The organism is Shimia sp. SK013 (assembly GCF_001292625.1).
Lineage (GTDB): Bacteria > Pseudomonadota > Alphaproteobacteria > Rhodobacterales > Rhodobacteraceae > Shimia.
Genome location: NZ_LAJH01000009.1, coordinates 770,859 through 795,176, shown reverse-complemented (window position 1 = coordinate 795,176; position 24,318 = coordinate 770,859). Strand labels below are relative to the sequence as shown.

Here is a 24,318-nt window from a genome sequence, read left to right as displayed (position 1 = left end):
CCAAATAGGCAACAATTCACCGATTGTTCGGGAAATGTTTTTGCCGTTTGGCTTCCAAATCAAGGCGATAGCTGCGCAGCATGCCGTGCGATTCAAGTCTGGCGCGCAGTTCCGGCGTGGCGAGGCAAACTTCCTCAAAGAAGGCGCGCAACCCGTCCGGCTCTTGCGCCAAATGACCAAACAACTCATGAAGGTTCATGCCGCCTTGATCTTTAGGCCGCGCGGCACCCAGATCAGCGCGATAAGACCCTTTGTGGTGCCGGTAGGCGAAGACTTCGGACCAATGACTCCAGCCGGTGGTGTGGACATGCAGCAGCTCTGCGCCGTCGAGTTCGATCTGACCGGGGTTGTTTACGTCGTTTTGAACGGCGTTGTGGATGCGGATTCGCATGTCCGGTTGGCCGGTACGAATGAAGATTTTACCCGCGACATGGCTAAGAAACCCGCCTTTTATGAAGTCGCCAAAGGTCGGGTAAATCTCAGCAACAATTTCCCGACGTTGCTTCCAGCTTGGAATGAAGGCTTTGAACCATGTCAGCGTAGGGTCTGTTTCTGATAGGCCTTCTGATGACAGCGCCTCTGAAGGGCGGACGCGGGCAACGAGACAGGTTTTAGGCGCAGCCTCCAAGAGCGTCGTGACCGAAGTTTGAGGCCACAAAAATTCGTCAACATCACAGTGCAACAGCCAGTCCACCACGCCATTGGAACGATCATAGGCGTGTTCTGCGTTAAAGGTCTGGCGGTGCTGGTGCATCGGTGGGCGCTTGCCGAGCCTATTTTGCCAGTACGCCTTGCGGGTGCGGGTGACGCTGACTTGTGGGTGCGCCTTAAGCGCGGCCATGGCTTCTGGCGCGTCGTCGTCAAGGTAAATCCACAGATGGGCGGCCCCGATGTCGAGGTAGTGTGCAACAAACGCAAGGATGTCGTCAGAAGGTGCCTTAATGGTGGACACCACACCCCATCGGTTCATTTGGCGGCCATCCGGCGTAGGCGTTTCTGACGCATTTTTTCGAGGCGGCGAAACACGCCTGTGTCTTCGGCGTTGAGCGTATCCATCAGGTGCGCCGCCAAGGGGGCAATTGCGGGATCTTGCAGCGCCAAATCCCAAACGGGGGCAAGCAAGTTGATATCCAGTCCACCGGTGGCCAGTGACATTGGTTCCATGTCGAGCGGTAAGCGGGACTTGTTGCGTTTACCCAGGTTATGAGCTTGGTCAGGTGACAGGCCACTGAAGCTGCGTTCAAACTCATAAAGCTTCATCACGCCAAACAGCATGCGCAATGCCTGTCCCACTTCACGCTGGATAGCGGTTGTTCCATGATCAGCAAAGGTTTGAACCGAGGAGACCTTCCAACGCAAATTCAGCGCGTCGATCAAATGCTCGCTCTGTTCTGTCCAAATCCTTACAAAAAGTGCCGCGGTTTGATCCGGCTGTGTCCGTTTACGCAGGTTGGAAATCAACTGTGCGTTCAGAAAGGCGAGGTGGGAGTTGCCGACAAACTCTTCGGCAATCTGCCAGCGTTTGCGAGACCAAGAGGTGTTTGGTTCGCCAGGCTGACGAGACGTATCTGCGGGTGTAACTGTTTTGACGCACAACGCATCTAGGTCAGTCGTGATTGGGGGCAGGGTTTCCGGGCCAAAATCAAACGGATCTCGGCGCCCTTCATAGCGGTCCATCATGGCTTTCAGCCCGTCGGGGTACGTAAGGCGCGGATCATTCATGGCGGCAAGATTGCACGGGCAGCGCAGCCCGTGCAATTACAGATTGGTCTAGACCATCATTTCCTTAGTCGCGGTCAGGGTTACATCTGGATAGTCGCGCGCGACCCTGTCGATATCCCATTGAAGGCGGGTCAGAAACACAACATCACCGTCGTGGTCATAGCTGATGTGCTGCTTATTGGTATCAGCAAACTTTTCAACGGCTTGGCGCTCGCCGTTTACCCAACGGGCGGAGGTGAACTGGCTTTGTTCAAAGCGCACCGGCAGGCCGTATTCCATTTCAATGCGACTGGCGAGAACTTCAAATTGCAACTGCCCAACAACGCCCACAATAAAGCCAGAGCCGATCATCGGTTTGAACACCTTGGCGGCACCTTCTTCGGCAAATTGCATCAGTGCCTTTTCGAGGTGCTTGGCCTTGAGTGGATCACCCGCGCGGATCCCCTGCAGCAGCTCTGGTGCAAAGCTCGGAATGCCAGTGACACGTAGCGCTTCGCCTTCGGTCAACGTGTCGCCAATCCGCAATTGCCCATGGTTCGGAATGCCGATGATGTCCCCAGCCCAAGCTTCTTCCGCCAACTCACGGTCAGATGCAAGAAACAGCACCGGGTTAGAGATCGCCATCGGCTTTTTGGTGCGCACATGCGTAAGTTTCATGCCACGTTTGAAGTGACCGGACGCCATGCGGACAAACGCCACGCGGTCGCGGTGCTTGGGATCCATATTGGCCTGCACTTTGAAAACAAAGCCTGTGACTTTTTTCTCCTCGGGTGCGATCTTGCGGGGCAGGGCTGTTTGGATTTGTGGTTCCGGCCCGTACACACCGATGCCATCCATCAACTCTTTGACGCCAAAGGAATTGATCGCGGACCCAAACCAAATGGGCGTCATGTGCCCTTCGAGCACGGATTGAGGATCAATTTTAGGCAGCAATTCTCGTGCCATCTCGACCTCTTCGCGCAGCTTTTCCAAAAGCTCCGCCGGGATCAGGTCATCCAGTCGCGGATCTTCCAACCCGTCGATTTGAACGCTTTCGGCCACGACGTTGCGGTCCGCGCGGTCCATCAACTCAAGACGATCATTGAGCATGTCATAGCAGCCCATGAATTCGCGCCCTACACCAATCGGCCAGCTGGCAGGTGACACGTCAATGGCGAGGTTTTCTTGTATTTCGTCGATGATATCAAAGGTGTCGCGGCTTTCTCGGTCCATCTTGTTACAGAAAGTCAGGATGGGTAGGTCGCGCAGGCGGCAGACTTCAAATAGCTTTTGCGTCTGGCTTTCGACCCCTTTGGCGCCATCAATCACCATGACTGCGGCGTCGACTGCGGTCAGCGTGCGATATGTGTCTTCCGAGAAGTCACTGTGGCCCGGCGTGTCCACAAGATTAAAACGAAAGTTATTGAAATCAAAAGACATTGCAGATGCAGAAACCGAAATGCCGCGGTCCTTCTCCATTTGCATAAAGTCTGACCGAGTGCGACGCGCTTCTCCTTTGGCACGCACCTGACCGGCCATCTGAATGGCGCCGCCATACAGGAGGAATTTTTCCGTCAGCGTTGTTTTACCTGCGTCCGGGTGCGAGATGATCGCAAAAGTCCGGCGGCAGGCAATTTCGGGCGGAAGCTCGGGGCGGTTTGTGGTCGTGTCCAACATGCCCGCGCGTATAGGTCGCGCGGCGCCGGATCGCAAGAAAAAGCGGTGCTACTTTGAAGAGGCGCGTTTCAAAAGGGCCGCCGCATCTGGCCGCTTAAGCAGGCTTTCATGCACTTCAAACTGTGATTGCGGTGTGCCGCGACCATCGCCACCACTGACGTTGACTTGATCCTTGACGTCTGGTGGCAGCACGGACTGTGTGCGGGTGTCGATTTGCATGGTTTCTGCCGATATACCTTCGGCAAAGATGATTTGGTGGGTGCCGAACATGATCTGGTAGTAGTCAACGAAGCCGCCTTCTTGCACATAAACGGTGGTGTCGTTGACCAGATGCCGCGCTTTTATCAAAAGCTCGGACCGGCCGACGCCAAGACGGTCTTCGCGTTGATATATGAACAGTCGGTGATCTGGGCTGACCCGCAGATCATCAGTATTGTTCAAAGTACCCGCAGTGATCACAATCGGCGCGAATTCTCCGGAAGCACGCTGAACGGAATGTCCAATCCAGCGCACGGGCTGCGGTCCGGCGTCGCGGGTCAAAACGCGGTCACCAACCTGAACCTCTTGGATCAGGCGCTGTTCACCAGACGCCAGAGTTATGCGGGTGCCGGCCGTAAAGCTGACACAGGCCAGTTGAGCCAACCTTGTTGCGGCGGAGTCTCGGTCAAACCCAACAAGTGCGTAATCCGTTTTCGGCGTCAGTGGTGCGAGCGGGGCACCATAGATGTCCACGACCCCCCCGTCCTCGTCAACTTCGACCAAAACAAGCACCTCGATGGTGTCACCGCTGGGTGGCATAAACGTGGCAACACAATCAAGAAAGACGCGGGCGCCCATTGTCCCCAGAGAGCTGTCCGAGGCAACAAAATGCTCGCCTTCAATGTTCGTGCGAAGCGATAAGCTTTCCTGTTCCGCATGGGCGGACAAAGTGTAAATGTCGTCGGGGACCAACTCCTCGGAGAACGACAGAGAATCGCCAAGATTGGCACCGTCGCTCACGACAAGCGTTTGTGCCCGATAGACGGGCAGGCGCTGCGAAGGCAGAGCGGTGTCGTGAGACAGTTGGGTCATTCGTTTTACCTTGGCTGGTGGTCGGCCGGCAAACTAGCGCGACATCATTGCGAGTTGCTTAACAAAGAATTGTGGCGGGAGCACGCCCGCGTCTCGGCATTATACTGGCATATGCCCACAAATGTGTATTTGCTGTGCGAAATTCAAAGGGGAGAATCAAAATGGATATGGGTCTAAAGGGCAAACATGCGTTGGTTTGCGCGTCTTCCAGGGGACTTGGGCTTGGCTGCGCGCGCGCATTGGCCGCCGAGGGTGTCGATTTGATCATGAATGCACGCGGTGCTGAAGCGCTTGAAGCGTCAGCAAGCGCCATTCGCGACGAGTTCGGCGTGGATGTGGTAACTGTGGCGCAGGACGTGTCCACACCTGAAGGGCAGGCGGCGTTGATAAAAGCGGCGCAAGGCGTTGATATTCTGGTCAATAACGCAGGTGGACCGCCTCCCGGTATGTGGACCGACTGGGATCGCGATGATTTCATTGCGGCTTTGGATGCCAATATGCTGACACCCATCACCCTGATCAAAGCGCTGGTTCCAGCCATGATGGATCGGGGCTGGGGACGTGTGGTGAATATCACCAGCCAGTCGGTAAAGGCGCCAATTGCGGTTCTTGGTCTCTCCAACTCTGCGCGGGCCGGTTTGACAGGATATGTCGCGGGCACATCGCGTCAGGTTGCGGGCTCAGGCGTCACCATCAACAACTTGTTGCCCGGCATTCATGCCACAGATCGCGCGGTATCTTTGGATACAGCCGTTTCCTCGCAGCAAGGCATTTCTATGGACGAGGCCAAAGCCAACCGTTGCGCATCTATCCCTGCAGGCCGCTATGGCACGGCCGAAGAATTCGGTGCCACTTGTGCCTTTCTTTGCTCCCAACATGCGGGCTTTATTGTTGGCCAAAACGTGCTGCTTGATGGCGGTGGCGTGAACTCGACAATGTAAAGGGTGTAACTTTGGCGAGAGGTGTTGGCGTGTCACAGGGATTTTCCTTGAAAGACCAGTTGTTTAACGCGGAGTCTTTGCGTGATCTGGCGCAGGAGTACGGCCGTGGAATTGATGGCTTTGACGCCGACGCCTTTCATGCCGAAGTGGTGGCAGGTCTAGAAGGGCGCGAGTTGCTGGAGCGATTGGACTGGATTGCCGATTGTGTCGAGACACGCCTTTCGCCGGACTTCGACGTCATGGCGGATCAGCTGGAGGCGGCGATGCCCTCGGAGTTGGATCCGTCGTTGGCGGACGATGATTTTGGACGCTTCATTCACGCCGTTCCCGGAATTCTGGCGGTTCGACATGGTTTGGAGACCCATCGAAACCGGTGTTTTTACCTTTTGCACGCGGCGACCAGGCGGTTTTCGATGGAGTTCTACATCCGGCCATTTCTGAACCGGTGGCCGGAAGAAACTTTGGCGATACTGGATACCTGGGCGGGTGATCAAAACTATCACGTTCGCCGCCTTGTTAGCGAAGGCACAAGGCCAAAACTTCCGTGGGCCAAAAAGGTTGATATTGACCCGCTTGTACCGTTGCAGTTGTTAGACAAATTGCACGCCGACCCCACGAGGTACGTGACAAGATCGGTCGCCAACCATTTGAATGATATCTCAAAAATTGCGCCAGACGCTGTGACTCGCAGGTTGCGAAAATGGCAGAACGGCAATCTTCAGGCCACCAAAGAGATGGATTGGATGACCCGCCATGCGTTGCGGACAGCGGTCAAGGTCGGCGATGTGGACTCGCTTGCGTTGCTCGGCTTTCTCGCGGATGCGCCTGTACGGTTGGCGCGGTTGTCTTTGGCATCAAAACGTGTGGTTATCGGAGAGGCGCTCACCTTAGAAATTGAGCTGACGACCGACAGTGAAACGGATGTGCCGGTCTTGGTCGACTACGAGATACGCTTTCATCGCCCAAACGGGCGCGGCGGGCAGAAGGTGTTTAAACTCAAACAGAGCAAGGTGCCGGCAGGTGGTAGGCTTGTGATGAGTAAGCGCCATCCGCTCAAAGGCAATGCGACCACCTTTAAACTGCATCCCGGACCGCACAGTGTCGCGGTGCAAGTCAACGGAAAGACGCTTGGAGAGATCTCGTTTGACTTGATGAACCCGACGTAAATCTCTGACAACTAATCACGTTTCTGTGCCTCCTCTGTTGGGAGACAAGTGAGTTTGTTAGGCCGTCTTGAAACGCAGCTGACTGGGAAACTCACATGCAAGCCACCGCCATCGTCGCGATTTTCGCGCTGATTTTGCTAGGCAGCTTTTTAGCTGCACCACGCCGCGCCACGTTGGATGGCTTTTTTGACGGCCGCAGCGATAAAGGCGTTCAGCCTGGTCTGTGGACATTGGTTTTCAGCCAAGTAACGACGTGGATTTTTGCGCGCTCGTTGATGAACGCGGCTATCCTCGGCTTTTATTATGGGTTTGCGGGCGTATTGGCATACGCCGCCTACTATGGTTCTTTTTTGACCGGTGGTTTCATTGTTGGACGGCTGTGCGAAAGTGGCGCTATGTCGGTTCAGGACTGGCTAAGCGCACGGTTCGGCGCCGTCGGGACTGCATGCTACAATTCGGTGATTGCCCTGCGGCTTTTGTCCGAAGTCTTTGCCAACTTGATCGTCGTTGGGTTGATCTTTTCTGCGGTTCTTCCTGAAGTCGGATTTGCCAAAGAAGGCGCAATCATTGTTGTAGGTCTTGTTGCCTTGACCTATTCCGCATGGGGCGGGCTGTCGGCAGCATTGCGCACAGACGTGATGCAGATGCTGATTTTTCTGTTGGTTTTTGGCGCGGCGCTTGTTGCTTTGATCATGCGCCCCGGATTTGATTTGGCTGCGATCGTAACCGCGCAGGGCTCAGCTGGCGGTTACAACGCTTGGATCTTGCTGTTGGTGGCGTTTTTGCAGGTGTTTTCCTATCCGGTGCACGATCCGGTGATGATGGACCGAGGGTTTATTGCGGATCCGGACACTACGCGCAAAAGCTTCCTCCATGCATTTTGGATCTCAACCTTGTGTATTGCGGCGTTTGGCGCTTTTGGCATTCAGGCTGCGCTTGAGGGCGCGGCGTATGACACCCAACTCATTGGCACCTGGGCCACGATGTTTCCGTCGTGGGTGTTCGTGGCGTTGATGGCGTCTTTGTTGATATCGGCTCTGTCCACGCTGGACTCAGCGCTGAGCTCAGCAGCACGTCTGGCCGTCGTGGAACTTCGTCTGGCCCCGCGCAGTCTGGCAGGTGGCCGTGCCGCCATGCTGGTTTTTGCCTTGGGCGGTGCGGCGCTGACATTCTGGGGCAACCAGACTCTTTTTGACGCGGTGGCAGTATCCGGCACGGCCTCCATGTTTTTGACCCCGGTTTTGGTCGTTGGCCTTGTGACACAACGTATGGTGCCGGTTTGGTCTTACTTGCTCAGTTTCGCCGCGGCGATGCTGGGGGCTTTGGCCTATATGTTTCGCGCAACCGATATGGTGGCCGTTGTGTTGGTCGACGGTCACAAATACGAACAGTTGCTGCAGATCTGTATTGTGGTGCTCATAGTTGGATTTGCCGCGGTGTTGATAGGCGCGCGTAGGGTTGATGCACGCGTAGGCGGCTGATACATCTCGCAAAACCCGAGGCTTTCTTTCGGGGTTCGCGAGAGGCCCTGCGTGCAGTTGCAATCCAAAATCGATAGTCCGCGACTTGAGATACGTAATTTACGCAAACGATATGGCCATCGCCACGTTGTGGATGACGTGTCGTTGTCGGTGCGGCCCGGGAACGTGACGTGCCTGCTTGGCCCGTCTGGCTGTGGCAAGTCCACAACTCTGCGCATGATTGCAGGCGTTGACATGCAGGACAGCGGCGAAATCTACGTCGACGGCCAGCTGATTTGCGACACCGTTTTCCGCATCCCACCTGAGCGCCGCCAGATCGGTCTCATGTTTCAGGACTTTGCGCTGTTTCCCCATATGAGCGTGGCAGACAATGTTGCCTTTGGCCTAAAAAATGCCCGGGAAGAAAAGCGCGACCGGGTTGAAGAATTGCTGGCCAAGGTCAATCTTGGCTGGGCCATCGACAAATACCCGCACGTGTTGTCTGGCGGCGAGCAACAGCGCGTCGCGTTGGCGCGTGCGTTGGCGCCACGACCCCGGATCATGCTGATGGACGAACCGTTCTCTGGCCTTGATAATCGCCTGCGCGATGGCATTCGCGATGAAACCTTGGCCGTGCTCAAAGAAGAGGACACTGCCGTTTTGCTGGTCACCCATGAGCCCGAAGAGGCTATGCGTATGGCAGACGAGATCGCGCTGATGCGGGATGGCAGGATCGTGCAACAGGGCGCGCCCTACAACATCTACAACGCGCCCGTCGACAAACAGGCTGTGGCGTTTTTCAGCGACGTGAATGTCATCCACTCTCAATCTAATGGCGCCTTGACCGATACGCCCTTCGGTCAGTTCCTGACCCCGGGATGGGAAGACGGCGCGCCGGTGGATATTGTAATCCGCCCCCAGCATTTCAAGCTGGATTTTGACCGCGACGGTCGAGGGCCTCTGCCCACCGAAAGCGACGGCGTCGCGGCGCGGGGCGTCGTCATGCGGTCGCGCTTCATGGGCAATGAAAGCCTTGTGGAATTTGTCATGGACCATGATGGTTCCGAGTTGAAAGTCACCGTACCAAACGTGTTTCTGCCAAAGCCGGGAACAGCCTTGTGGCTGACGGTCCGCCGGGATCGCTGTTTTGTGTTTCCCGCCGAGAACTGAAGTCTAGCGTCTTTCATAGTCTTCCAGACGTTTTCCGGGTTCTTCGACGAACAACCCCGGCAAAAGCGACACTTCGGCGATACGATCGACACGGATTTGGGTGAAATCAGCGGTAGTTTCATCCCATACAAGTAAGGACCATACACGCCCCCAGTAATCCAGTTTAAGAGGGCGAACGTCGACCGAGTTGCCATTATTTAAACGCAACGCAAGCTTTTGTCTGGACCGAACAGCTGCGCGCAGTGGGTCCAGGTGTCGAAGACCCTGTGCCGCGTCTGCAAAGGGATAGACCGCAAAGCCAAAACCATACCCGGCTGTAGACGCTTCTTCCGGCAAGACGGCATCAATTTTTGCGCTAAGGCTTTCGGCAGCCTCTCTCAGGTCACCTTCCATTCCGTTACCAACAACTGCGAGACCGATGTGCAACGCTTCCAGCTCGACTTTCGTCAGGTTGAGAGGTGGCAGGGATATGTCAGCTTGGGCGCGGTAGCCGACGCCGCGCTCACCTTCGATGGGTACGCCGCTTGCAGCAAGTGTGTCCATGTCGCGGTAGATGGTGCGCACAGACACACCTTGATCTCTGGCCATGTCCTCTGCGCGGTGAAGATGACCATCTCTTAGGGTTCCCACAAGGGAATAGAGACGGGACGAACGCTTGGAAACGGGTGCGGCGGGCATGAGATGGGCAGTTCTTGTCAAAAAAGGGGCAACTGACAGAATAGTGGCAATTTCGGACATGGAAACCCTGAAAATTGGCCAATCTTTGCTCCATTGTCGCTTTTACGATCTTCGGCCAGAAGCTAGGAATAGGGCAGAACAAGACATCAGGTGCCAAAGCACCTTTGAAGGGAGAATAGACATGGGTATTGGAAACATCGGTTTGCCGGGCATTCTGCTGATTGCAGTTGTGGTTTTGGTGCTGTTTGGTCGCGGCAAAATCAGCGGTCTGATGGGCGAAGTGGGCAAGGGCATCACATCGTTCAAGAAAGGCATCAACGAAGGTCAGCAAGAGCTTGAAGAAGAAGCAGGTGACGTCGCCAAAGATGTGACACCCGAAGACGAAAAAGACAAAGCCTGAACGGGGCTGAGACATCATGTTTGATTTGGGTTTGCCAGAGCTTCTGGTGATTGGTGTTGTGGCGCTGATTGTTGTGGGGCCAAAAGACTTGCCGGTTATGTTCCGGACAGTGGGCCGGTTTGTAGGCAAGGCCAAAGGCATGGCGCGGGAGTTTTCCTCGGCCATGAATCAGGCGGCGGATCAGGCGGGCGTCAAAGATGTGGCGGACGGTCTGAAAAACGCGACGGACGGGCTGAACAAAGTGAGCAACCCAATGAAGGCCGCAACCGACGCGATCAAAGACACGACTGACGATTTCAAAAAATCGATGAGCTTTGATCCCGAGAGTGAAACGGGAAAATTGGCGGCTGAACGGGCGGAAGCTGTGGAGAAAATCCGCAAACGCACCGAGGAAGTCGGGCAAGCCAGGTTGGATGCCGAAGCCAAGGCGCGGGCCGAGGAAGCTGCCAAAGCCGCTGATGCTGAAGCGATCGCCGAAGCGACGCCCGCAGCTGAGACGGCGAAGAAGGACAAGGCATGAGCCAGACGGAAGAGATAGAAGACAGCTCCGCACCGCTGATTGAACATCTGGCGGAATTGCGCACGCGCCTGATCCGTTCAGGCATCGCGTTTGTCGTGGCGATCAGCTTTTTCTTTATCCCGATTGGCGGGCAGTTCATCGCCGAGCACGTGCTGCATTTTCTTGTGTCGCCCATTGTAAGCGTGCTGCGTGATCTTGGCGACCCTTCGCCGACTTTGCAGTTCACGTCGCCCCAAGAGTATCTGTTCACGCTGTTTCGGATTTCCATGGTCGGGGGCTTTGCTTTGGCCTTTCCTGTAATCGGGTTTCAGATGTGGCGGTTCGTGGCGCCTGGGCTTTATAAGAATGAGCAGGGTGCGTTTCTGCCATTTATGATCGCTTCGCCGTTCATGTTTTTACTGGGCGCGACCTTTGCTCAATTGGTGGTGACACCGTTGGCGATGCAGTTCTTTCTGGGCTTTGCGGATGTGGCTTCTGTGTTTGCCAATATGATGGCGCCAGCCGTGGAAAATGTACCCGGAGAGGTCGCCGCGACCGTGCCTTCGACACAGGAGGGGGTGCAAATCACCTTCTTTGGTAAGGTCAACGAAAGCCTCGATATCACGCTGAAATTCATCATGGCCTTTGGTCTTTGTTTCCAGTTGCCCGTGCTTCTGACCTTGATGGGAAAAGCCGGTCTTGTGAGCGCCAAAGGACTAGGTGCCGTGCGCAAATATGCGATGGTCGGTATCCTTATTCTGGCAGCGCTGGTAACTCCGCCAGACGTGGTGACGCAGCTGATCCTCTTTGTCGTGGTCTACGGTCTATATGAGGTGTCGATCTTCCTTGTGGCCCGTGTCGAGAAAAAGCGGATTGCGCAGATGAAAGCTGACGGCACTTGGTTTGATGACGACGAAGAGTTTGACGACGATGAAGAAGAGGACGATCTGGCCGAACATAAGGCCGAAGAAAAGTAACCTCTGACCTAAAATGTTTTGCAAAACGGCGCGCCCATATCGGCGCGCCGTTTCTTTGTGCAAGACGCCCTTGCCGTTGGTCGCGGAACATGGTTTTTTGCGGCCGCACCATCGGAGAGAGCTATGACTGACGTCCCCCTAACACGTATTGCAGACGCCCTTGAACGGATGGCACCGGCACCGCAAAGCGCGCCGGATTTCGCAGATGCAGATGGGTTTGTTTGGCATGTTGACCCAGACCGGCTGGAGCCGGTTGCACATATCAACCGCGTGGACATCAATCTATTGGTGGGCGTGGATCGCTCGCGCGATACGCTGTTGCAGAACACCCGTCAGTTTGCTGCTGGGCTGCCTGCCAACAACGCGCTTTTGTGGGGCGCACGCGGGATGGGGAAATCCTCATTAGTTAAGGCTGTGCACGCACAGGTGCTCAGCGAAGGATTGGTGCTCAAAATTGTAGAGTTGCAGCGCGAAGACTTACCTTCGGTGGCGCGGTTGTTGAACCTCCTACGTGGCCGAAGTGAGCGGTTTTTGCTCTATTGTGACGACCTCAGTTTCAGCCACGACGATCAGCATTACAAATCGCTTAAAGCTGTTTTGGATGGTGGCATAGAAGGCCGACCAGACAACGTGGTGTTCTATGCCACGTCCAATCGCCGCCATCTGATGCCTCGCGATATGATAGAAAATGAACGCTCAAGCTCGATCAACCCCTCTGAAGCTGTCGAAGAAAAAGTTTCGCTATCGGATCGCTTTGGCCTTTGGTTAGGCTTTCATCCATGTTCGCAAGATGAGTATCTTGAGATGATCCGTGGATATTGCGCGGCACACGGGGTCGAGATTGACGAAGACACGCTTTGGGCCGAAGCCATTGAATGGCAGGCCACGCGTGGGGCGCGATCCGGCCGTGTGGCGTGGCAGTTTTTTGTCGATCTGGCCGGGCGCAATGGCGTGAGCCTGCCGACCTGACTTAGTTCAGGTATGGCATCGGATCGACGCTTTCAAACCCTTTGCGAACCTCGAAATGCACAAAAGTGTCTTTTGCAGGCAGAGCCGCCATGGCTTGTCCACGTTTGACTTTAGCGCCCTTGGCCACTTTCACATCAGCCACGTTGTAATAGACCGTCATCAGATTGTCTGGGTGGCGTACGACGAGAATTTGCACGTTGTCGCCATCAGTGGTGATCGCTGCAACCGTGCCTGCGGCCGCAGCCTTGACTGGGTCGCCGGACTTGCCGGAGATGTCGATTCCGTTGTTTTTGCCTTTGGAATACGGGCGGATGATTTTGCCGGTGATCGGAAATTCCATCGCTGCCTTGGAGGCCGATTGCGTGGCGCCAAGATCATTGCTCGGGGCCTTGGTTGCTGCGGTTGCAGCGGAGGTGTCCTTGGGCAAAGGCTTGGTACTGCTGGGTGGCGTGGGGGTTGGAGAGCCTTGACCAGGTTGGGTGGTCGTCGTGCCTGTTGCAGCGGCGGGTGTTTTGGTCGCGTTGGACGGATCAGCAGGCGGAATCAGGAGGATTTGGTTCTCTCGGATGGTGAAGTCGCTGCCGAGACCATTCCATTCCGCCAAAGCCCGTACTGAAACGTTGTAGAGCCGTGCGATGGTAAAAGCGGTCTCGCCGCGTTTTACCTTGTGCTTGATGGGCTCTGCACCGGTCTGGACGTTGGGAATGGGAGCTGTCGGGGCGTTTCCAAGCGTTTCGGTTTCGACCTCTGGCTGAGCCCGGTCAATGGCTCCGCCTGCCAGAGATGCAATGTCGACACCACCTGGTGACGCCTCGGTCGAGGTTGCCTCGTCAATCCGGTAAGGAAGCGCGAGTACTTCGCCTTGACGCAGTTTGGTGTCTGCTGCAATGGCGTTATAGCTGGCAAGCTTGTCGACCGGAACGTTCACACGGCCTGCAACATCGCGCAATGTGTCGCCACGCTGGGCCACGACAACCTGATAGCTGGGGTAGGAAATCACGCCGCGTGCATCAGGTTTAGGGCGTTTGGCGGTGGCAGTTTGGGCGGCGCTGGTGGTGTCCAGCCCGCCTCCGAGGTCGCTGCGCAGGTCGAAGTCTAGTCCGTCTTCGCAGCCCGCCAACAAGGCAAGGGTCAATCCCGTGCCTATCATGCGTTTCGTCACTGAAGGAAAAGTGCCCATCTCGATGTCCTCACGTGCGGCCCTGTTTGCTCGGTCTTGTGCCGTAGCCGCGTTGGTCGTCCTTGCCCGCGATCTCGCAGGGTTGCTTTCACATGGCAATCGCTGACCCAATTGCCAAGGGGAAAGCTGCGCAAATTTATTCAGTTTCCCGCGCAACACCCTCTACCAAGGGTACAAATCGCACGGACCGTAATTCGTCATAATCAAACCCGGTCTCTGTCCGGCGCACGCGGATCAGGCTTTGAACCGCGTCTGACTGTCCCACCGGTACCACCATGATACCGCCGATCTTGAGTTGCGCCAAGAGGGGGCCCGGTGGGTCCTCGGCAGCGGCCGTTACGATGATACGATCAAAGGGCGCCTGCTCGGGGAGACCGAAGCTGCCATCTGACAAAAAGGAAGTGACATTCACCAAGCCCAAAGCATCAAATATACCTTTGGCTTCCCGTACCAATCTGCGGTGACGCTCAACGGTATAGACGCGGCGTGCAAGCTGGCTGAGGATTGCGGCCTGATAGCCGGAGCCGGTGCCAACTTCGAGAACGCTGTCACGTGGTGTCACGTCAAGCGCTTGGGTCATGAGGCCCACAACAGAGGGTTGGGAAATCGTTTGACCGCAGGCGATCGGCAGCGGCGTGTCCTCGTAAGCGCGTTCAGAAAACAAGCCGCGCACAAAAGGTCCGCGGTCGACTTTTTCCATCGCCGTCAAAACAGCCGGATCCGTCACACCCTTTGAGCGCAGCGCAAAGAGGAATTGCATCTTGCGTTCGGCGACGGCGTCGTAGTCGGTCATTCGATCACCTTGAGAGCGTCCAATACGTCGTGCGCCGTCAGATCCGCGCGCATCGGCGTCACAGTGATGTATCCATCAAGGTTTAGTGCCGCGTCAGAGCCGGGTGCGGTGGCGACTTGCTGATTGCCTCCTCTTGCCCACAGAAAACGGCGGCCCGAAGGTGAATTGTGCGGTTCTACTGAAAAGCGTGTTCCTTCACGAAGGCCTTGTGTGGCGACGCGGATACCTTTGACGTCCGCCGCAAGAACCGGCGGAATATTGACGTTATAAAACAACTGATAGGCGTCTGTGTTGGCAGGCGCAGCATCGAGAATTTTCCGCACGACATCGGCGCCAAACGCTCCGGCGGCTTCAAAGGGGTCGGTGGCGGTGTAGTTCGCTGGGCCTAGGAACTGTGACATCGCGATTGACGGAATTCCTTGAAGCGCGCCTTCGATTGCGGCGCCTAACGTTCCGGAATACAGCGCGTTTTCGGCTGAGTTGTTGCCGCGGTTTACACCGGACAAGATAAGATCCGGCGGAGCATCCTTCATCACGTCATGCACACCGGCCAGCACGCAATCGGCTGGGCTGCCTTCGGCGGCAAAGCGGCGGTCTCCCATTTTGGCGATCATAGTTGGGTGGGTGTAGCTGATACAGTGGCCGACGCCGGATTGTTCAAAAGCCGGAGCCACGACCCAGACTTCTCCATCCGCGCCTGCGACGTCTTGCGCGATGCGCTCCAATACCATCAGTCCCGGAGCGTTGATACCGTCGTCGTTGGTCACCAGAATACGCATGATAGTTAGCCCTTTTGCCCTGTTGCCTCTGTCTAGTGGAGGCAGGCGGGTGGGGCAAGCGCTGGCTGATGGCCGCGTATGAAAGCACCCCAATGTGGACTTTTTGGGTGCAGTTTGCCCTCTTCAGGTCAGGACGAAAGATTGAGCTCTGAAAGCAATCGGTTCGCTTCGTCACGGGGATGCACCAGTGCTTCGCGTGGCTCACCTGGGAAAAAACGGGCGCGGGTGCCTGTTGGCATACCTTTTGGGGTCAGGATGCTCACTTTGGGACCGGTGTTGGCGCTTTCTGCCTGCCAACTGCGCGCGAGCGCAATCTGGGCCGCCTTCGTAGCGCCGTAGGAGCCAAAGAACTTTTCACCGCCACGCGGGTCGTCAAAGAACACGGCATGCCCGTCTGCTCCCAATAGCGGTGACAAAAACGGGATCAGGCGGCCTACGGAGTCAAGATTGATCGCGACCGACTTGGTCCAGTCTTTTTGATCGATGTGACCGGCTGGGGTTAGTGGAGCTCCGTGCACAGCCGCGTGCACCCAAAGGTCGACTTTGCCCCAACGGTCATGGATCGAGCGGCAAAGCTGCGCCATGGCGTCGGCATTGGTGATATCCATCGGGGCCAATGTGGCGGCGCCACCCTTGGCCTGAATGCGGTCGTCCAATTCTTCAAGCGCGCCGGTGGTTCGGGCCACGGCCACAATGTGATGTGTGTCGTAAAGTGCCTCGGCAAAGGCGGCTCCTAGGCCGCGGGAGGCTCCAGTGATCAGGGCAATTTTATCGGTCATACGCCCCATGTGCGAAAATTGACGCGCGAGGTCAAGAGACAAGCTGTCCTGGCCAATGTGGGCCGGGATCAGCCGGGTATCTCAAGCGTGGTCGTGCGACCGCCTCCATTGAGCACGATCGTGTCTTTGCCAATTGCGGCGACCCTGCCACCAGGTGTGTTGTCGCCCAGTTTGACACGCAAAATACGTCGGTTGGTGGTCATCAACAGCGCGTACGGATTTTTTTCGTTGCCCATGACACCGATAAGTGTCAAGCGATTACGTTGACGCATTGCGCCCTTGGTTGTGGCTTGATCCGCCACGTGTTTTGGGGTTTTATCCGACATTTTTCACTCGTCACACATGCATATTGGCGCTCGTTTACGCCTCTGCCGCGGTGGGTAAACCCCAGGTGTTTTCTATGGGTGAATCCGGCAATAACACGCCTGTTTGAGGCGCGGAGCGCGGCATTCAGCCGTTCAAGTGCGCGCGAATATCGGTGCCGGTGGCCGCGTAGATATCCAGCAACTGGTCGAATGAAATGCCGTCAGTTTGTGCCGCGGCAAGGGGGCTGTCCTGCGCCGTGAGCTTAGGCCGATGGCCGTCAGGACCTGGCGTCAAATCGCAGCCGATGGGCTCTTGTGTTTCAAAAAGTGGAAGATCATTCATTAGCCAGGAAAAACAGCCTTCGAAATCAGCCGCTTCGCCGGTTGCATCGTCGATGTACCGATAGAAGTTTTCGGGCGCGACGCTGCCCCACACACCAAAATTGAATACTTCTTCGCAGCCTTTGATGGGCAGCGGCAAGATGCAGCGAATGAAGCGATGCTCCTTCCAGCGGCACAGATCGGACGTCAATTTGTCTTCACCCACTTGAAGGAGGTCTTTTCCGCTTTCACGCAACCCGCTGTGGGGCCAGCAATCGGGGTGGTCGTAGCCCACGTCAAACACCCCTGAAAATGACTGTCCGCAACAAGAGCAGGTCGCGGTCTCATCGTTGAAGCGACGCCAACGGGTATCAAGGGCCAGAAGCATCGCAGCCTCCGCTCAGGTCGCTGGCTCAGCGAAACGGGCACCGTTCCAGCTCGCGCCGGGTGTTGGAGCTTCTTCGATTTTCTGGGACACGCGGTTGCTGTTTTCCAGTTCCGCAAGGTACTCGGGTGTCACGCTGCCGGTGAGATAGTTGCCGTCAAAGCAGGAGCAGTCAAACTGTTCAATCGTTGGGTTGCCCTGTTTTGCGGCCCAGACAAGATCGTCCAATTCCTGATAAAACAGGGCGTCCGCACCAAGTTCTTTTCGGATGTCGTCAACCGAGCGACCATTTGCGATCAGCTCGTGTTTTGTCGGCATATCAATCCCATAGACATTCGGATAGGCCACAGGGGGCGAGGCGGAGGCGATGTAAACTTTCTTGGCGCCAGCTTCGCGGCACATCTGAACGATCTTTTTGATGGTGTTGCCACGCACGATTGAATCGTCGATCAACAGGATGTTGCGGCCTTCCATCTCGCGCGGGATGGCGTTGAGTTTGCGGCGCACAGACTTTTGGCGTTCGGCCTGGCCCGGCATGATGAAGGTCCGCCCGACATAGCGGTTTTTCACCAGAGCTTCGCGATAGCGGATACCTGTGACGTTGCTGACCTCAAGCGCGACCGGGCGGGCGCTGTCCGGAACGGGAATGATGGCGTCAATGTCCAGGCCACTGGCGGAAATCTGTTTGGCCAGCGTCTGACCCATGCGGATCTGTGATTGATACACCGAGACACCGTCGAGCACGCTGTCAGGACGCGCGAGGTAGACATATTCAAAGATGCAAGGAGTGAGTTTGCCCTCCACTGCTTGGTATTCGTGCAGGTTACCGTCCAAATCGACCAGCAGAGCCTCACCGGGGCGCAGATCGCGAATTTTTTCAAACCCGTTGATGCCGAAGGCCACGTCTTCAGACGCAAAGGCATAATCGTCGCCTTCGCCTTCGGCGGCACGTTTGGCCACGGAGAGAGGTCGAATGCCGTGAGGGTCACGAAAGGCGAGCATGCCAACGCCTGCGATCAAGCAGAGCGCGGAGTAGGCGCCTTGGACGCGTTCCATTGTCATTTTCACACCGGCAAAGATGTTGCGGATTGGGTCGGCATTGCCGTTAACCTTGATCGCATCAGCAACTTTGTCGGCCAGTACGTTAAGCAAGATCTCACTGTCAGAAGTGGTGCGCAGATGGCGGCTGTACTTGCCGGTAATTTTTTCGCGCTGTGCTTCGGTGTTGGTGATATTGCCGTTGTGCACCAGATAGATACCGTAAGGCGCGTTCACAAAAAACGGTTGCGCCTCGGCGGCGGACAGCGACCCTGCCGTGGGATAGCGCACGTGGCCCATGCCGACGCGGCCGGTAAGGGTATCTGCGTCAGAGGGTTGAAAGACGTCTTTGACAAGACCGTTGGCTTTGCGCTCGCGGAAGAAATCGCCAGTGTAGGTCACCACGCCAGAGGCGTCCTGACCGCGATGCTGAAGCATCAGCAATCCGTCATAGATCTCGGCAAAAACATCCTCGTTGCGATTGGCGATCCCCAATATTCCGCACATCCGCAGGCTCCTTCGTCAGGCTAAGCAGTAAGGGTGGCGTTTCGGCAGGCGCGGATAGGCAGTCTGTGAAACGGTGGTCGCTCGGGATTGGTTGTGCGTGGTTGCGCCGCCGTTGGCGGGTGCAAAATGGGCAGGTTGTTGGCCGCTGTCCACGTGGTTGGCTCCGAATCCCTGAGTCGTGCTGCGCCCGTCATAAGGGTTGAGAAACGGTATGTCACGAAAGGATCACAAAGGACGCCGCGAAGTTTTGTTGCGCCGCAGAAAATCGCGCAGAAACTGATCTTTCGATCAAAATACGCGGCGATTTGCACGACAGCTCTGTTCGTCGCTTCAAATGAACTTTGACACAGCAGCGTTAAGGCCCGAGCAAGGCTGCGGGCGTTGCGCTGCTCAGGCCTGTTTAATCATCCGGACAATAATCAGGACCACAGCGGCCCCAAGCATTGCGGAGAGCACCGACCCGAAGAATCCTCCCCCAAATCCGATCCCCAAAAGTGGCAGTACCAAGCTTGCGAGAATGGCCCCAGCGATGCCAAGGATGACGTTTCCGACGAGGCCGAAGCCTCCTCCGCGGATAAGCTTTCCTGCGAGCCAGCCGGCAAGGCCGCCGATAATAATGGCGGATATGACACTGGAAAACAGGGCGGGATCAGTTGCGGTGTCCATTGGTACTCCTTCGCAAGGGCTGTTTATTCGCTAGGTTTGGTCTCAAGGTTTTGACGATCCCGGATACGTTTGCGCACGAGGTCGATGTGCATACGGGCATGGTAGGCTGCTTGACGGTAGGCTGCGGGCAAGCCCAAATTTGCGATACGCTCGTCCATTTCGATCAGGTTTCGATCCATAGCTGCCAGGGCTTTTGCGTCTTGATGGGTCGCAAGCTCGTCTTCGATCTGGCGGATCAGGGGGTAATGCTGCCATACGCGCCATCCCATGAAGTAGGCATAGAGCGCAGGTAGTAGGCGCAGCAAGGGAACTACAATGAAAAGGATGGGGAGGATCAATAGCAGCAGACGATTGACTTGTGCGGCCATCCAGTAGGGCAGCAGCCCGTGCCACGTTGACGGACCGTTCTGGATAAGCTCGCGCGCGACCGAGTTCATCTCCATCCCGGTGCCTTGAACGGTCGGAAATGCGTGACGCCCCGTGATGATGTCGCGGGATGCGTGCAATTCTTTGGCGGCCATTGTGAGGCGGTTAATCAGCGCTGGATGTAGATCAGGCACCATGGCGAGGCGGGTTTCCAAAGCGAGCACCTTTTGCGGGGTTGGTGGGATGCTACGCCTAAGCGAGATTGCGCCGGTCGGGACCGTCGCGATAGTGGTATAGTCCAGGCGCCTCGAGATCGCGTCGAGATATGTCAGCGGCAGAAAGGCCAAATCGGGCGCGTTAAAGGCTTGTTCCAAATAGGGAGCGTCGACGGTTGTCACAAACACCGCCATATCCACTAAATCCTCGCGCAACGCCTCTACGGCATCGGAATAGGCAAATGAAAGCTGTGTGTTGTCGGTAGGAGACAACTCTACGGCCTCTATGAAGTCTTGAAAGGCGGCGGCGGTTCCGGAGCCTTGTTGGCCTGCGGTGATGCGCAAACCGTTCCAATGGGCTGGATTTCGCGGCACATCAGAATGGGCGCGGACCAGAAAAAGCATGGGTTCAAAGAACAGGCCGGCTATGGCTTCGGCCGTGTGTTTCCCAACCGGAATACCGCCCTGAAGAAGTGCGACATCGACCTCGCCGCTTTCAAGCAAGCCTGCGTTGTCCACCGAACCATTGGTGTGTTTGATATGAACCGCGATGTTGTCGCGGGCCAAGATCTCTTTGTATTGAAGTGCGACACGCGCATAAGCGCCGTTTTCGGGGCCCGCCGCAAGCACCAGAGACTTTGGCGGCAGTAGCAAAACCAGTACAACGCCCAACGTCAGCAAAAAAATGACAGTTGTCGTTCCCAACCACCAGCGCATATCAACAGCCTTTTTCAAATCCCGAGGGTGAGGCTATCGGGATGCGCGCCTTCCGACAAGAAAAACACCCATGCAATCAAAAAGGCCCGCCAATTGGCGAGCCTTTAGATACTTCTGAATGTCGCGGGATCACCCTTCGCAGGAGCTCATCAGGTCGGTATATTTTTGGGTAACCCAGCCCAGAGCCTCGGCAGGGTCACGGTCGTCGATTTTTCCGGTCATGCGGCTGAACACTTCGGCTGAACGGCTGTCGTCGACCATCGCAAAGCTTTGCGAGGTGAACATGGTTTCATAGACAAAGAAGGCAATTGCCACGAGCAGGATGCCACGCAGTGCGCCAAAAATGAAACCAATCGCCTGATCCAATCCGCCAAGGGCCGAGCGCTGCACTATTGAGGAAAAAAGTGGTGTGAACAGTGATACCACCACCAGCGAAAGTGCGAAGACGCCAATGAAGGGGGCGATCATCGACAGGTCACAGCTGTCGCCAAGATAGTCTCCGAGAATGGGTACTTCTTTTACAAGCGGTTGAGTTTGCGCGGCAAACATATAGGCCAATACGGCCGCAGCCACCCAGCCCGCGATGGCCATGGTTTCGCGTACCACGCCGCGGCTGTAGGCCAGCAGCGCCGAAATGATGATGACGCCGGCTACAACGCCGTCAATGATAGTGAAGCCTTCCATAGTTCCCAGTTCCTTTCGACCGCCCCCGGTCAAGTTGCTCCGAACACCTCTGCCACAAAACTGGCCAAATCTCCAACACGATTGAGAGCGATACCTTCAACCTCCGGAGCTTTGCCGCCTTTCGGGGCGATTGCCGTTGTGAAACCAAGTTTTTGGGCTTCTTTCAACCTATTTTCTGTTTGCGACACTGACCTTAACGCGCCGGAAAGGCTGATTTCGCCAAAAACCACAGTGTCTGCAGGCAGTGCGGCGTCTTCTCGGGCCGACACCAGAGCGGTGGCCACGGCTAGGTCTGCGGCGGGTTCTGACACCTTCATGCCGCCAGCAACGTTGAGATACACGTCCAATCCTGCAAAAGGCACGCCGCAGCGCGATTCGAGCACCGCAAGGATCATCGCAAGACGGCCGCTGTCCCAGCCAACAACGGTGCGGCGGGATTGGCTATGGGGGCTGGGCGCGACGAGGGCCTGAAATTCGACCAGTACGGGGCGGGTGCCTTCGATGCCGGCAAAGACGACGCTGCCGGGGCTCGGAGTGCCACGATCGGACAGGAAAAGTGCTGACGGGTTGGCCACTTCGGCGAGGCCGCGGCCGGTCATTTCAAAGACACCGATTTCGTCCGCCGGGCCAAAGCGGTTTTTCACCGCGCGCAGCACGCGGAACTGATGGCCACGCTCGCCCTCGAAATAAAGCACTGTGTCGACCATATGCTCAACCACGCGAGGACCGGCGATTTGGCCTTCTTTGGTGACGTGACCCACAAGGATGATGGCGATGCCTTTGCGCTTGGCAAATGCGGTCAACTCATGGGCTGCGGCGCGCACCTGGCTGACGGAACCGGGGGCTGAGGAGACAGTATCGGACCACATGGTTTGAATGGAATCGATGATCGCAAGTTGGGGGCGTTCGGCTTCGAGCGTGGTCATGATATCGCGCAGGTTTGTTTCTGCCGCGAGTTTGACCGGGCTTTCTGTGAGGCCAAGGCGTTGGGCGCGCATGCGCACTTGGGCGGTGGCCTCTTCGCCGGAAACGTATATTGTTTTCAACCCCATGCGCGCAAATCTTGCAGCGGCTTGCAACAGGAGTGTCGACTTGCCGATGCCGGGATCGCCGCCCACCAGAACGGCGGAGGCAGGCACAAGACCCCCGCCCAAGACGCGGTCGAGTTCGGCCACGCCGGAGACCGTTCGGGGAGGCGGGGTTTCCTCGGTGCTGAGGTCGGAAAGCTCGATGGTGCGGCCTTTGATGGTACCAAGGGCCGAGCCAGCGGGCCCAGTGCCAAAGGGGGCCTCTTCGGTGATGGTGTTCCATTCGCCGCAAGCCTCGCAGCGACCGGACCATTTGTTGGATGTCGCCGCGCAGGCGGAACAGGTGAACTGTGTTTTGCTCTTTGCCATGTTCCCGTTTTGGACCACTACCGCTTGCGGGTCAAATGGCTAATCGCGAAAGAGGCCAGAATACAGCCGGTAAAGAGGTATAGACCCCAGCCGGTTTCGACTTTGACATAGCCTGCACCTTTGACGATCACAATATAAAGCGCGATCAGGAAAACGTCGGCCATCGCCAGTTTCCCAAGGATTTCAAAGGCAGGCAGGACTTTGCGGCGCATCAAGCCAAACTGGATAAGCGAGATGCCAATGACCTTCATGTAAGGCGCGAAGATCGCAAAGACCGTCACCAGCAAGGCCAGCGCGACGTCGGTTCCCCAAAGGCTTTGCAGGCCTGAGATGACGGATATTTCAGAAAGTCCGAAGATCGGCAGGACGCCAGCGCGCATCAGGGGGGCGAACCACGCGATGGGGAAAAGGATCAGCAGCGAGAGGTTCGCGAGGCGAAGGATATTCATCATGGACAAAGAGCTAGGAAGTTTTGGACCGCTTCGCAATACGAGAGGGCCACATGAAGGTTAATGTGTTGGGAATGTGGGTTTTTTGCATGCGGTATCGCGGCTGCATCACGTCGGTATTGCGTCGGTGTGAGAATGGCGCGGCGGCTGGGTTAATGGGGCGGGCGGTGTTGCGGGAAATCAGATTGAGTAGCTCAGTTGCGACAGACCCAAAAAGGCGACCACCGCGAGCGCCCAAAGAATCGTGGCCGTGATTGTCAGCCATTTCCCGCGCAGGTCGGAAGGCCAGCGGATCCACGCGAGGATGTGCAAGGCCAGCATGAGACAGCCAACACTCAGGGTCGCAAATTCGGAGCTTGCGCCGGACGGCATCCACGACACATCAGGCAGCTTAAGGCCAAGATCGTATTGGAATTCGAACAACAGCAATGAGAGAAGGGCAGCGATCAGGACAAGCATGACCGTGGCCACCGCCGGGCGCGCTTTTAGAAGAATGGCGGCCGTCGTGACAGTTGCGACAGCGGCAATGACCGGACCAAAGAGCGTGAAAAAGGCAAGTAGCAGAAACATGAACCCCTCCGTTCAGGGGAAGCTATCATGCCTCATCGATGAAAGCGCCGTCTTTGTAACGCGCGACCACTTCGATCTTGCCGATGATACCTGCATTGAAGGCGTCTAACTCTTCGGCTGGCACCCAGAGTTCGGCGTGGTCTTTGCCGCCTGCAAGTTCGACCGGATAGCGTGCGGCCGTTTCTTCGGAGATTTCGAACTTGGTGACAAATCCGAGATTGTCAGGGGCGGGCAGGACGGAGTTCCAATCCCGCGCGATTTTTTCGGCATAGGCGAAGGTCATCACAGGATAGAAAATCGGCTGGTCGGGCAGTCGCGGCGGCCATGCCGTCCAGCCGTTTTGGGCGACGAGGGCCAGTTCTTTCTGGCCGGTGGGGCGATAAAGTTTCATGGGGTATTGGTGGTTGGATCAGGGGAAGGTGTCAACGTGTTATGCGCGTTTGGGTTGTGAGTTGATC

The 24,318-nt window shown here is 56.5% G+C and carries 27 protein-coding genes; 8 read left to right on the top strand and 19 right to left on the bottom strand.

Translation table 11 applies throughout. The annotated features are described in order from the left end of the window. Positions 1-16: 16 nt before the first annotated feature. The 4 genes from SHIM_RS06460 to SHIM_RS06445 are packed head-to-tail and all read right to left on the bottom strand — an operon-like array spanning position 17 to position 4,449. Positions 17-970, bottom strand: coding sequence for a glycosyltransferase family 2 protein (locus SHIM_RS06460; protein WP_054001742.1), 954 nt, complete (start codon positions 968-970; stop codon positions 17-19). Next, positions 967-1,722: a hypothetical protein gene (locus SHIM_RS06455; RefSeq protein WP_054001741.1), complete on the bottom strand. Its 756-nt coding sequence runs from the start codon at positions 1,720-1,722 to the stop codon at positions 967-969. The genes SHIM_RS06460 and SHIM_RS06455 overlap by 4 nt, the downstream gene beginning before the upstream one ends. A 48-nt stretch (positions 1,723-1,770) precedes the next feature. Continuing rightward, entirely contained in the window at positions 1,771-3,378 is a 1,608-nt protein-coding gene (locus SHIM_RS06450) for a peptide chain release factor 3 (protein WP_054001740.1), read from the bottom strand. Positions 3,379-3,426: 48 nt separating this feature from the next. Next, positions 3,427-4,449: a Hint domain-containing protein gene (locus tag SHIM_RS06445; RefSeq protein ID WP_054001739.1), complete on the bottom strand. Its 1,023-nt coding sequence runs from the start codon at positions 4,447-4,449 to the stop codon at positions 3,427-3,429. A 161-nt stretch (positions 4,450-4,610) separates the two neighbouring features. On the opposite strand from SHIM_RS06445, the gene SHIM_RS06440 reads away from it, so the two are divergent. The 4 genes from SHIM_RS06440 to SHIM_RS06425 all read left to right on the top strand — a co-directional run bounded on the left by SHIM_RS06440 (position 4,611) and on the right by SHIM_RS06425 (position 9,186). After that, on the top strand, positions 4,611-5,390 hold the full coding sequence (locus tag SHIM_RS06440) for an SDR family oxidoreductase (protein WP_054001738.1): 780 nt from the start codon (positions 4,611-4,613) through the stop codon (positions 5,388-5,390). 47 nt (positions 5,391-5,437) lie between these two features. Continuing rightward, on the top strand, positions 5,438-6,556 hold the full coding sequence (locus SHIM_RS06435; RefSeq protein WP_241488802.1) for a hypothetical protein: 1,119 nt from the start codon (positions 5,438-5,440) through the stop codon (positions 6,554-6,556). Positions 6,557-6,651: 95 nt separating this feature from the next. Continuing rightward, on the top strand, positions 6,652-8,037 hold the full coding sequence (locus SHIM_RS06430) for a sodium:proline symporter (protein ID WP_054001736.1): 1,386 nt from the start codon (positions 6,652-6,654) through the stop codon (positions 8,035-8,037). 51 nt (positions 8,038-8,088) lie between these two features. Beyond that, positions 8,089-9,186, top strand: coding sequence for an ABC transporter ATP-binding protein (locus tag SHIM_RS06425; protein WP_241488801.1), 1,098 nt, complete (start codon positions 8,089-8,091; stop codon positions 9,184-9,186). A 3-nt stretch (positions 9,187-9,189) separates the two neighbouring features. On the opposite strand, the gene SHIM_RS06420 is transcribed toward SHIM_RS06425, so the two are convergent. Further along, positions 9,190-9,864: a helix-turn-helix transcriptional regulator gene (locus SHIM_RS06420; RefSeq protein WP_054002018.1), complete on the bottom strand. Its 675-nt coding sequence runs from the start codon at positions 9,862-9,864 to the stop codon at positions 9,190-9,192. A gap of 181 nt (positions 9,865-10,045) precedes the next feature. On the opposite strand from SHIM_RS06420, the gene SHIM_RS06415 reads away from it, so the two are divergent. The 4 genes from SHIM_RS06415 to SHIM_RS06400 all read left to right on the top strand — a co-directional run bounded on the left by SHIM_RS06415 (position 10,046) and on the right by SHIM_RS06400 (position 12,709). Beyond that, on the top strand, positions 10,046-10,264 hold the full coding sequence (locus SHIM_RS06415) for a twin-arginine translocase TatA/TatE family subunit (protein WP_054001735.1): 219 nt from the start codon (positions 10,046-10,048) through the stop codon (positions 10,262-10,264). Positions 10,265-10,280: 16 nt separating this feature from the next. Continuing rightward, positions 10,281-10,784: a Sec-independent protein translocase protein TatB gene (gene tatB, locus SHIM_RS06410; RefSeq protein ID WP_054001734.1), complete on the top strand. Its 504-nt coding sequence runs from the start codon at positions 10,281-10,283 to the stop codon at positions 10,782-10,784. After that, positions 10,781-11,740, top strand: coding sequence for a twin-arginine translocase subunit TatC (tatC, locus tag SHIM_RS06405; RefSeq protein WP_054001733.1), 960 nt, complete (start codon positions 10,781-10,783; stop codon positions 11,738-11,740). The genes tatB and tatC overlap by 4 nt, the downstream gene beginning before the upstream one ends. Before the next feature lie 123 nt (positions 11,741-11,863). Continuing rightward, a complete protein-coding gene (locus tag SHIM_RS06400) occupies positions 11,864-12,709 on the top strand; it encodes an ATP-binding protein (RefSeq protein WP_054001732.1) in 846 nt (281 codons plus the stop codon). 1 nt (position 12,710) lies between these two features. Here SHIM_RS06400 and SHIM_RS06395 read toward each other — a convergent pair whose 3' ends face one another. The 14 genes from SHIM_RS06395 to SHIM_RS06330 all read right to left on the bottom strand — a co-directional run bounded on the left by SHIM_RS06395 (position 12,711) and on the right by SHIM_RS06330 (position 24,251). After that, entirely contained in the window at positions 12,711-13,889 is a 1,179-nt protein-coding gene (locus tag SHIM_RS06395) for a LysM peptidoglycan-binding domain-containing protein (protein ID WP_054001731.1), read from the bottom strand. 136 nt (positions 13,890-14,025) lie between these two features. Further along, positions 14,026-14,682, bottom strand: coding sequence for a protein-L-isoaspartate(D-aspartate) O-methyltransferase (locus tag SHIM_RS06390; protein ID WP_054001730.1), 657 nt, complete (start codon positions 14,680-14,682; stop codon positions 14,026-14,028). Beyond that, positions 14,679-15,461, bottom strand: coding sequence for a 5'/3'-nucleotidase SurE (gene surE / locus SHIM_RS06385; RefSeq protein ID WP_054001729.1), 783 nt, complete (start codon positions 15,459-15,461; stop codon positions 14,679-14,681). The genes SHIM_RS06390 and surE overlap by 4 nt, the downstream gene beginning before the upstream one ends. Before the next feature lie 128 nt (positions 15,462-15,589). Continuing rightward, positions 15,590-16,240, bottom strand: a complete 651-nt coding sequence (locus tag SHIM_RS06380) for an SDR family NAD(P)-dependent oxidoreductase (RefSeq protein WP_054001728.1) — start codon at positions 16,238-16,240, stop codon at positions 15,590-15,592. A 68-nt stretch (positions 16,241-16,308) separates the two neighbouring features. Beyond that, on the bottom strand, positions 16,309-16,566 hold the full coding sequence (locus SHIM_RS06375; protein WP_054001727.1) for a hypothetical protein: 258 nt from the start codon (positions 16,564-16,566) through the stop codon (positions 16,309-16,311). A gap of 124 nt (positions 16,567-16,690) precedes the next feature. Continuing rightward, on the bottom strand, positions 16,691-17,254 hold the full coding sequence (locus SHIM_RS06370) for a DUF2199 domain-containing protein (RefSeq protein ID WP_054001726.1): 564 nt from the start codon (positions 17,252-17,254) through the stop codon (positions 16,691-16,693). Between the two features lie 12 nt (positions 17,255-17,266). Continuing rightward, positions 17,267-18,796, bottom strand: coding sequence for an amidophosphoribosyltransferase (gene purF / locus SHIM_RS06365; RefSeq protein WP_054001725.1), 1,530 nt, complete (start codon positions 18,794-18,796; stop codon positions 17,267-17,269). A gap of 390 nt (positions 18,797-19,186) precedes the next feature. After that, positions 19,187-19,462 carry a GlsB/YeaQ/YmgE family stress response membrane protein gene (locus SHIM_RS06360; RefSeq protein WP_054001724.1) on the bottom strand — a complete coding sequence of 92 codons (276 nt, stop codon included), beginning with the start codon at positions 19,460-19,462 and terminating at the stop codon, positions 19,187-19,189. 23 nt (positions 19,463-19,485) lie between these two features. After that, on the bottom strand, positions 19,486-20,760 hold the full coding sequence (locus tag SHIM_RS06355) for a TAXI family TRAP transporter solute-binding subunit (protein WP_054001723.1): 1,275 nt from the start codon (positions 20,758-20,760) through the stop codon (positions 19,486-19,488). A 129-nt stretch (positions 20,761-20,889) separates the two neighbouring features. Continuing rightward, positions 20,890-21,444, bottom strand: coding sequence for a CvpA family protein (locus SHIM_RS06350; protein WP_054001722.1), 555 nt, complete (start codon positions 21,442-21,444; stop codon positions 20,890-20,892). A 29-nt stretch (positions 21,445-21,473) separates the two neighbouring features. Further along, entirely contained in the window at positions 21,474-22,841 is a 1,368-nt protein-coding gene (gene radA / locus SHIM_RS06345; protein ID WP_054001721.1) for a DNA repair protein RadA, read from the bottom strand. A gap of 17 nt (positions 22,842-22,858) precedes the next feature. Continuing rightward, positions 22,859-23,293, bottom strand: coding sequence for a paraquat-inducible protein A (locus tag SHIM_RS06340; RefSeq protein WP_054001720.1), 435 nt, complete (start codon positions 23,291-23,293; stop codon positions 22,859-22,861). Positions 23,294-23,470: 177 nt separating this feature from the next. Then, positions 23,471-23,860 (bottom strand): hypothetical protein, encoded by a 390-nt coding sequence (locus SHIM_RS06335; protein WP_054001719.1) that lies wholly within the window; start codon positions 23,858-23,860, stop codon positions 23,471-23,473. Positions 23,861-23,885: 25 nt separating this feature from the next. Further along, on the bottom strand, positions 23,886-24,251 hold the full coding sequence (locus SHIM_RS06330) for a hypothetical protein (RefSeq protein ID WP_054001718.1): 366 nt from the start codon (positions 24,249-24,251) through the stop codon (positions 23,886-23,888). Positions 24,252-24,318: the final 67 nt, after the last annotated feature.